Here is an 8,915-nt window from a genome sequence, read left to right on the forward strand (position 1 = left end):
GGAGAAACCCCCTCTCCCCGGGGGAGAGGGGATTGTGAAGAGTTCCCCCTCAGAACGCCTTCTTCTTGCGGTCGACCAGCTGCCAGATCATCGGCGTGAAGATCAGCTGCATCGCCAGCGCCATCTTGTCGCCCGGACAGACGATGGTGTTGGGCCGGGTCATGAAGCTGTCCTTCAGCATCGACAGCAGATAGGGGAAGTCGATGCCCTTGGGCCGGGTGAAGCGGATGACCAGCATGCTTTCGTCCGAGGTCGGGATGTCGCGGGCGATGAAGGGGTTGCTGGTGTCCACCGTCGGCACGCGCTGGAAATTCACGTCGGTGCTGCTGAACTGCGGGCAGATGTATTTCACATAGTCGGGCATGCGCCGCAGGATGGTGTCGACGATGGCCTCCTCCGAATAGCCGCGCAGGTTGCGGTCGCGGTGGATCTTCTGGATCCATTCCAGGTTCACGATGGGAACCACACCGATCTTCAGGTCGGCATGGCGGGCGAGATCGACGCGCTCGGTGCGCACGCAGCCGTGCAGCCCCTCGTAGAACAGCAGGTCGGTGCCGGGCTCGATCTGTTCCCACGGCGTGAAGGTGCCGGGGTCCTGGCCGTAGGGTTCGGCCTCCTTCTCGTCATGCAGGTATTTGCGGGTCCGGCCGCCGCCGGTCTCGCCATAGCTGCGGAACAAATCGTCCAGCTCGTCGAACAGGTTGGCGTCGGGGCCGAAATGGCTGAAGGTCGAATGGGGCTGCTCCTGCGCCTCGGCGACCTTGGCGCGCATCTCGCGGCGGTCGTAGCGGTGGAAGCTGTCGCCTTCGACGATGGCGGCGGCGATGCCCTCGCGGCGGAAGACCTGCTGGAAGGTGCGGGTCACGGTGGTGGTCCCGGCGCCGGAGGAACCGGTGACGACGATGATCGGATGACGGGCCGACATGGCATCCCCCTCCCTCAGCCGAGCGCCGCGGATTCAGGCGCCAGGAACAGCGACCGGCTGCCAAACAGCGGGGCGCTGAAGGCCAGCTCCTCCCCCCGGTCGTAGGCGGCGTGATAGGCGACCAGCCGCTCCACCTCCGCTTTCGATCCCAGGATCACCGGCACGCGCTGGTGCAGCGCCGTCGGCTGGATATCGAGGATGCGCTGCCGCCCGGTGCTGGCCGCGCCGCCCGCCTGCTCAACCAGCATGGCGATGGGATTGGCCTCGTAGAGAAGGCGCAGCCGGCCCGGCTTGTGGGTGGGACGGGCGTCGCGCGGATAAAGGAAGACGCCGCCGCGGATCAGGATCCGGTAGACCTCCGCCACCAGCGAGGCGATCCAACGCATGTTGAAATCCGCCTCGCGCGGGCCGGAACTGCCCTTGATGCACTCCTCGACATACTGGCGCACCGGCGGCTCCCAGAAGCGGGCGTTGGAGCTGTTGATGGCAAACTCGCAGACATGGTCGGGGATGCGCATGTCGGGATGGGTCAGGGTATAGGCGCCGATCTCGCGGTCGAGCGTGAAGCCGTGCACGCCCTCGCCGAAGGTGGCGATGATCATGTCGGCCGGACCGTAGAGCGCGAAGCCCGCCGCCACCTGCCGGGTGCCGGGCTGCAGGAAATGCTCCACCTCCGGCTCGTCCACCCCGTCGGGCGCCTTGAGGATGGAGAAGATGGTGCCGACCGTCAGGTTGACGTCCACGTTCGAGGAGCCGTCCAGCGGATCGAAGGCCAGCAGATAGCGGCCGCGCGGGTATTCGCGGGGGATGCGGTAGGGCTCCTCCATCTCCTCCGACGCCATGCCGCAGAGCTTGCCGCCATACTCGCAGGTGCGCAGCATGATCTCGTTGGCGATCAGGTCCAGCGGCTTCTGCGTCTCGCCATGGACATTCACGCCGGGTTCGGGGGCCGGTGCGGCGGGCTGGCCGGCCGACGGCGTCAGCGACCCGCGGGCGGCGGCGCTGGCGATGAACTTGCACGCGGTCTGCACGTCGTTGAGCAGCGCGGTCAGGTCGGTGTCGGCCCCGCCGCGGCGGCGCTGGTCCTCGATGATGAATTTGCTGAAGGTCGTGTGACGGTGCGGCATCGGTTCCCCCTCTCTCGTGTTTTGACCGGCCGGCTTGTTGCCGGCCTATTGTGTGAAGACACGGCTTTGGCGGATGTCCTCCTCGGCGATGGTCAGCAGGTCGGCGGCGGCGATGGCGTTGCCGCGCGCCTCGAACAGGCGGTTGGCCTGACGCAGGCGGGCACGGTCCAGCGCATTGCGGATGGAGCGGGCATTGGCGAAGCGCGGCTGCACCATGCGGCAGCGGATGTAGTCGCCCATCGCCCGCTCGGCCTCCGGCGCGAAGCGGTACTGCATGCCCTCCGTCATCAGCCGGGCGATCTCCAGCAGTTCGCCGGCCTCGTAGTCGGGGAAATCGACATGGTGGGCAATGCGCGACGCCATGCCGGGGTTGGAGCGGAAGAAGACCTCCATGCGGTCGCGGTAGCCAGCGAGGATCACGACCAGATCGTCCCGGTTGTCCTCCATCACCTGCAGCAGGATCTCGATGGCCTCCTGCCCGTAATCGCGCTCGTTCTCCGGCCGGTAGAGGTAATAGGCCTCGTCGATGAACAGCACGCCGCCCATGGCGCGCTTCAGCACCTCCTTCGTCTTCGGCGCGGTGTGGCCGATATACTGGCCGACCAGATCGTCGCGGGTGACGCTGACCACATGGTCGCGCCGGATATAGCCCAGCCCGTGGAGAAGCCCGGCCATGCGGCGCGCCACCGTCGTCTTGCCGGTGCCGGGATTGCCGGTGAAGCACATATGAAGCGATGGCGGCTCCGCCCTGAGGCCGATGCTGCGGCGGGCCCGTTCCACCAGAAGCAGGGCAGCGATCTCACGGATGCGGGTCTTCACCGGCGTCAGCCCGACCAGTTCACGGTCCATCCCCGCCAGCATTTCCCCGATGCCGGACTCGCGATAGAGCGCGTCGAGATCGACGGACGGTGCGTCGGGCGGATGGCTGCGGGCTTCGGGGTCGAGAAGGTCGGCCGCGTCGCTCATGCCGCCCTCCATTCCGGTTCGGCCATCAATGCGGCGCGCATCCGCCCAACCACGCCGCGATAGCCGCCGTCGGAATCCGCCGCGCCGAAGATGGCGGAACCGGCGACGAAGATGTCGGCCCCGGCATCGGCGACGGTGCGGATGTTGTCAGGCTTGATGCCGCCATCCACCTCCAGCCGGATGTCGCGCCCGGTGCGCTCGCGGTGGCGGTCGATGCGGCGGCGGACCTCGGCGATCTTCTCGAACGCGGACGGGATGAAGGACTGCCCGCCAAAGCCGGGATTGACCGACATGACGAGGATCAGGTCCAGCCGGTCCATCACATGGTCCAGATGCGCCAGAGGCGTTGCCGGGTTCAGCGCCAGCCCGGCGCGGCAGCCCTGCTCGCGGATCAGGGACAGGGTGCGGTCGGGATGCTCCGACGCCTCGGGATGGAAGCTGACGATGTCGGCGCCGGCCTTGGCGAACAGCGGCACCAGCGCATCGACCGGTCGCACCATCAGATGAACGTCGATGACGGCGCGGGTGCGCGGACGGATGGCGGCACAGACCAGCGGACCGATGGTCAGGTTCGGGACATAATGGTTGTCCATCACGTCGACATGGACGACCTCGCAACCGGCCTCCACCACCCGCTCCACCTCCTCGCCCAGCCGGGCGAAGTCGGCGGACAGAATGGAGGGGGCGAGGAGATGGCCGTCTCCCAAACTACGTTCCATGACGGACCTCCCCGCCATAGCGCTCGCCGGAAGGCCGGCCGGTGGCATAGCTGCGCACCGTATAGCCGATGCGCCGCCCCGGTCCCTCCGACCGCAGCAGTTCGAAACCGGGCTCTTCAGCCGGGCGGTAGATCAGGTAGGACATGCGCACCGTCTCGAACCCGTAGGAGCTGTCGAAGGCGAGGACCTTGACGTACTGGTCGGGGTGGGCGGTGCGGCAGGCGTCGATCTCCATCATCACGCCCTTGGCGTCGCGCAGGTCGAACATGGGGTTGCCCCACATCGTCCAATAGCTGTTGCGGGGGTGCGGATCGTCGGTGAACTCCACCGCCACGGCCCAGCCCTGGTCGAGGGCATATTGCACCTGTTTGGTGATCTCCTCGTCCGTCAGGTCCGGCAGGAAGGAGAACTGGCCCTGGGTCAAACGCATGGGATTCGCTCCTTCACATCGCCGCGGTGGGGGTGGGGACGTAATCGACGCTGTCGGTGGAGGCGTAATCGAAGGTCACGTCCTTCCAGGTGTCGAGCGCGGCGCGCAGCGGAGCGCACCAGCGGGCGGCGTCGCGCAGGATCTCCGGCCCCTCGTTCCAGATGTCGCGGCCCTCGTTGCGGGCCTTGACCATGGTTTCCAGCGCCACGCGGTTTGCGGTGGCGCCAGCCTGGATGCCGTCGGGGTGGCCGATGGTGCCGCCGCCGAACTGCAGGATCACGTCCTCACCCAGATAGGTCAGCAGCTGGTGCATCTGCCCGGCATGGATGCCGCCGGACGCCACTGGCATCACCCGCTTCAGGCCGGCCCAGGGCTGGTCGAAGAAGATGCCGTGCTGCAGGTTCTGCGGGACATGGGTCTCGCGGCAGGTGTCGTAGATGCCGCGGATGACGTTGGGGTCGCCCTCCAGCTTGCCGACGACGGTGCCGGCATGGATGTGGTCGACGCCGGCCATGCGCATCCATTTGGCGATGACGCGGAAGGACACGCCGTGGCTCTTCTGCCGGGTGTAGGTGGAATGGCCGGCGCGGTGCAGGTGCAGAATCATGTCGTTGCGCCGCGCCCATTTCGCCATCGACTGGATGGCGGTGTAGCCAATCACGAGGTCGATCATGATGATGACGCTGCCCAGTTCCTTGGCGAACTCGGCGCGCTCGTACATGTCCTCCATGGTGGCGGCGGTGACGTTCAGGTAGGTGCCCTTGACCTCCCCGGTCTCGGCGGTGGCGCGGTTCACCCCCTCCATGCAGTAGAGGAAGCGGTCGCGCCAATGCATGAAGGGCTGCGAGTTGATGTTCTCGTCATCCTTGGTGAAGTCCAGCCCGCCCTTCAGCGCCTCATACACCACGCGGCCATAGTTGCGGCCGGACAGGCCCAGCTTGGGCTTCATGGTGGCGCCCAGCAGCGGCCGGCCGAAGTTGTTCAGCCGCTCGCGCTCCACCACGATTCCGGTGGCCGGTCCCTGGAAGGTCTTCAAATAGGCGACGGGGATCCGCATGTCCTCCAGCCGCAATCCCTTCAGCGGCTTGAAGCCGAAGACGTTGCCGATGATCGACGCCGTGAGGTTGGCGATCGACCCTTCCTCGAACAGGTCGAGTTCATAGGCGATGTAGGCGAAATACTGGCCCGGCGTGCCGGGCACCGGATCGACGCGGAAGGCCTTGGCGCGGTAGCGCTCGCAGTCGGTCAGGCGGTCGGTCCACACCACGGTCCAGGTGGCGGTGGAGCTTTCGCCGGCGACCGCCGCCGCCGCTTCCTCCGGGTCCACGCCGTCCTGCGGCGTGATGCGGAAGACGGCGAGCACGTCGGTGTCCTTCGGCTGATAGTCCGGCTCCCAATAGCCCATCTGCCGGTATTTCAGTACCCCTGGCCGATAGCGGGCCTTCGGGTCGCTGACCACCCCGTCGGCGGCCGTCCGATCCGTAGGAAGAGTCGTCGATACGTAGTTCATCGTCTTCACCTCGCCGGTGGCGTTCGGTTCGTTCCGATGAAAACGTTAGCCCCACGTACTATTGAGGAAAATTCAAATACACAGCACAATATGGATAGGATTTCCTGATGAATGGGACGGCCGATGACCATCCGGCACGCCACGTTGCGCCAGCTCCAGATCTTCACCGCCGCCGCCCGCAGCCTGTCCTTCGCCCGCGTGGCGGAGCAGTTCGGCCTGACGCCCGGCGCGGTCTCGTTCCAGATCAAGCAGGTGGAGGGCCATTGCGGCTTCCCGCTGTTCGAGCGGGTGGGACGCGGCGTCGTCCTGACGGAGGCCGGGCGCGACCTGCTGGACCATGCGACGCTGATCCTCCAAGCGCTGGAGAACGCCGACAGGCGGATGCAGGCGCTGAAGGGGGTGACTGGCGGCAACGTCACCATCGGGCTGGTCAGCACCGCCAAATACATTGCCCCGCACATGGTCTCCCGTTTTCAGGCGGAGCGGCCGGGCGTGTCGATCCATCTCCAGGACGGCAACCGGCGGGAGGTGAATGCGATGGTCGCCAAGGGCGAGGTGGACCTCGCCATCATGGGCCGCCCGCTCGACGCTGAGGAACTGCTGGCCGAACCCTTCGCCCGCCATCCCAGCATCATCATCTGCGCGCCGACCCATCCGCTGGCCGACGCCCCGTCCCTGCGCCTGTCCGATCTGGCCGACAGCGGCTTCATCGCGCGGGAGGAGGGGGCGGGCACGCGGGCGCTGACCGACGCCTATTTCCACGGCCAGGGCTTTTCGCCGAACATCGTCATGACCTCCAGCAGCAACGAGACGATCAAGCAGGCGGTCATGGCCGGCATCGGCGTCGCCCTGCTGTCCCGCCACACCGTGGACCTGGAACTGGCGCTGGGCATGCTTCGCGAGTTGAAGGTGGAGGGGCTGCCGCTGATGCGGTCCTGGTACATCGCCCACCGCCGCAGCCTGCCGCTGCTGCCGGTGCATGCGCAGCTGCGCGGCTACCTTCTGGAGCGCGGACAGGCGATCATCGACAGCATCCAGGCCGGCCACCGGGCGCTTGCCCGCGATGGCTGAAGACCGGCGGGAAAAGCACAGACAACGCCGAAACGCCCCGGCTCATGTGAACCGGGGCGTTTCTGGTGTGTGTAGGAAGATGCCAGCGTTTATGCCTCGTTTTTGAGCGTCTCTTGAGCCTGAGTGACCTGGCGGCGACCTACTCTCCCACGTCTTAAGACGCAGTACCATTGGCGCGGAGGCTTTTCACGGCCGAGTTCGGGATGGGATCGGGTGTTTGACACCTCGCCATGACCACCAGGTCACCGAGGCTCAAGACCGACGCTATCCGAAGCGTATAGCTGTTCAGTGCAAGTGAGGTCGAGGATGTATCGAACTGCGGTGTGTGCGTCAAGCAGGCTTGCTGCTGCGCATGGCGCGGTAATGTGGGGTCGAGATCAAGCCGATCGAGCGATTAGTAAGGCTTAGCTTCAGACATTGCTGCCCGTCCACATGCCTCCTATCGACGTGATGGTCTGTCACGGCTCTCAAGGGAGCTCTGGTTTAGAGGTGGGTTTCCCGCTTAGATGCTTTCAGCGGTTATCCCGTCCATACTTAGCTACCCGGCCATGCCACTGGCGTGACAACCGGTGCACCAGAGGTATGTCCATCCCGGTCCTCTCGTACTAGGGACAGATCCTCGCAAAACTCCGACACCCACGGCAGATAGGGACCGAACTGTCTCACGACGTTCTAAACCCAGCTCACGTACCACTTTAATCGGCGAACAGCCGAACCCTTGGGACCTGCTCCAGCCCCAGGATGTGATGAGCCGACATCGAGGTGCCAAACGACTCCGTCGATATGGACTCTTGGGAGTCATCAGCCTGTTATCCCCGGCGTACCTTTTATCCGTTGAGCGATGGCCCGTCCACGTGGAGCCACCGGATCACTATGGCCGACTTTCGTCTCTGCTCGACTTGTCAGTCTTGCAGTCAGGCGGGCTTATGCCATTGCACTCGACGAGCGATTTCCGACCGCTCTGAGCCCACCATCGCGCGCCTCCGTTACACTTTGGGAGGCGACCGCCCCAGTCAAACTACCCGCCATGCAGGGTCCCGGACCCGGATCACGGGCCACGGTTAGATGCCAGAGACTTCAAGGGTGGTATTTCAAGGATGGCTCCACACGAGCTGGCGCCCATGCTTCCAAGCCTCCCACCTATCCTACACATGAAGTCCCTAGCACCACTGCAAAGCTGTAGTAAAGGTGCACGGGGTCTTTCCGTCTGACCGCGGGAACTCCGCATCTTCACGGAGAGTTCAATTTCGCTGAGTTGGTGTTGGAGACAGCGGGGAAGTCGTTACGCCATTCGTGCAGGTCGGAACTTACCCGACAAGGAATTTCGCTACCTTAGGACCGTTATAGTTACGGCCGCCGTTTACCGGGGCTTCAATTCAAGGCTTGCACCTCTCCTCTTAACCTTCCGGCACCGGGCAGGCGTCAGACCCTATACGTCGCCTTGTGTGGCTTCGCAGAGCCCTGTGTTTTTAGTAAACAGTCGCTACCCCCTGGTCTGTGCCCCCCGCCATGGCTTGCGCCACAACGGGGCCCTCTTCTTCCGAAGTTACGAGGGCAATTTGCCGAGTTCCTTCAACACCATTCTCTCAAGCGCCTGGGTATACTCTACCAGTCCACCTGTGTCGGTTTGGGGTACGGTCTATACGGCGGGGCTATTTCCTGGAACCGGTCCACAGCACGATCAATCCGATAAGATCGTACACGCTTTCCAATCCGTCACCTCCGCCAGGCCCACGACTATTAACGTGGTTCCCATCGACTACGCCTTTCGGCCTCGCCTTAGGGGCCGGCTCACCCTGCGTGGATTAACCTTGCGCAGGAACCCTTGGACTTTCGGCGACAGTGTTTCTCACACTGTTTGTCGCTACTCATGTCAGCATTCTCACTTCCGATACCTCCAGGCGGCCTCACGGACACCCTTCGCAGGCTTACGGAACGCTCCGCTACCACGCGATCATAAGATCGCATCCGCAGCTTCGGTACACGGCTTGAGCCCCGATACATTTTCGGCGCAGGCCGGCTTAACTAGACCAGTGAGCTATTACGCTTTCTTTAAAGGATGGCTGCTTCTAAGCCAACCTCCTGGTTGTCATGGCCTTCCCACATCCTTTCCCACTTAGCCGTGATTTGGGGACCTTAGCTGGCGGTCTGGGCTGTTTCCCTCTCG

Annotated in this window: 7 protein-coding genes and 2 rRNA genes (1 of these 9 cut by a window edge); 1 reads left to right on the plus strand and 8 read right to left on the minus strand. The window is 64.5% G+C overall.

Going from position 1 to position 8,915, the window contains the following annotated elements; all coding sequences use genetic code 11:
- Positions 1 to 49: 49 nt before the first annotated feature.
- From AB8P05_RS25150 to AB8P05_RS25175, 6 genes are read right to left on the minus strand one after another with little or no spacing between them, the layout of a single operon-like run.
- Positions 50 to 925 carry a phosphoribulokinase gene (locus tag AB8P05_RS25150; protein ID WP_472760880.1) on the minus strand — a complete coding sequence of 292 codons (876 nt, stop codon included), beginning with the start codon at positions 923 to 925 and terminating at the stop codon, positions 50 to 52.
- Between the two features lie 14 nt (positions 926 to 939).
- Positions 940 to 2,052, minus strand: a complete 1,113-nt coding sequence (locus AB8P05_RS25155; protein ID WP_472760881.1) for a class 1 fructose-bisphosphatase — start codon at positions 2,050 to 2,052, stop codon at positions 940 to 942.
- Between the two features lie 45 nt (positions 2,053 to 2,097).
- Positions 2,098 to 3,018: a CbbX protein gene (cbbX, locus tag AB8P05_RS25160; protein WP_472760882.1), complete on the minus strand. Its 921-nt coding sequence runs from the start codon at positions 3,016 to 3,018 to the stop codon at positions 2,098 to 2,100.
- Entirely contained in the window at positions 3,015 to 3,737 is a 723-nt protein-coding gene (gene rpe, locus AB8P05_RS25165; RefSeq protein WP_472760883.1) for a ribulose-phosphate 3-epimerase, read from the minus strand. Before rpe ends, cbbX begins: the two co-directional genes overlap by 4 nt.
- Positions 3,727 to 4,167 carry a ribulose bisphosphate carboxylase small subunit gene (locus AB8P05_RS25170; RefSeq protein ID WP_472760884.1) on the minus strand — a complete coding sequence of 147 codons (441 nt, stop codon included), beginning with the start codon at positions 4,165 to 4,167 and terminating at the stop codon, positions 3,727 to 3,729. Before AB8P05_RS25170 ends, rpe begins: the two co-directional genes overlap by 11 nt.
- 13 nt (positions 4,168 to 4,180) lie before the next feature.
- Entirely contained in the window at positions 4,181 to 5,677 is a 1,497-nt protein-coding gene (locus AB8P05_RS25175) for a form I ribulose bisphosphate carboxylase large subunit (RefSeq protein ID WP_472760885.1), read from the minus strand.
- 111 nt (positions 5,678 to 5,788) lie between these two features.
- Here AB8P05_RS25175 and AB8P05_RS25180 point away from each other — a divergent pair, with 111 nt between their 5' ends.
- Positions 5,789 to 6,748: a LysR family transcriptional regulator gene (locus tag AB8P05_RS25180; protein WP_472760886.1), complete on the plus strand. Its 960-nt coding sequence runs from the start codon at positions 5,789 to 5,791 to the stop codon at positions 6,746 to 6,748.
- 126 nt (positions 6,749 to 6,874) lie between these two features.
- Here AB8P05_RS25180 and rrf read toward each other — a convergent pair.
- Positions 6,875 to 6,990: ribosomal RNA gene (gene rrf, locus AB8P05_RS25185) — 5S ribosomal RNA — on the minus strand.
- A 131-nt stretch (positions 6,991 to 7,121) separates the two neighbouring features.
- Positions 7,122 to 8,915: ribosomal RNA gene (locus AB8P05_RS25190) — 23S ribosomal RNA — on the minus strand; it runs 951 nt beyond the window's last position.

It is taken from the genome of Azospirillum sp. VT-I1, from assembly GCF_055698305.1.

Excerpts from the sequence above, each read along its gene's own strand:
- AB8P05_RS25155 (WP_472760881.1), bottom strand. The coding sequence starts at position 2,052 with ATGCCGCACCGTCACACGACCTTCAGCAAATTCATCATCGAGGACCAG.
- AB8P05_RS25150 (WP_472760880.1), bottom strand. The coding sequence starts at position 925 with ATGTCGGCCCGTCATCCGATCATCGTCGTCACCGGTTCCTCCGGCGCC.
- cbbX (WP_472760882.1), bottom strand. The coding sequence starts at position 3,018 with ATGAGCGACGCGGCCGACCTTCTCGACCCCGAAGCCCGCAGCCATCCG.
- AB8P05_RS25170 (WP_472760884.1), bottom strand. The coding sequence starts at position 4,167 with ATGCGTTTGACCCAGGGCCAGTTCTCCTTCCTGCCGGACCTGACGGAC.
- AB8P05_RS25180 (WP_472760886.1), top strand. The coding sequence starts at position 5,789 with ATGGGACGGCCGATGACCATCCGGCACGCCACGTTGCGCCAGCTCCAG.
- rpe (WP_472760883.1), bottom strand. The coding sequence starts at position 3,737 with ATGGAACGTAGTTTGGGAGACGGCCATCTCCTCGCCCCCTCCATTCTG.
- AB8P05_RS25175 (WP_472760885.1), bottom strand. The coding sequence starts at position 5,677 with ATGAACTACGTATCGACGACTCTTCCTACGGATCGGACGGCCGCCGAC.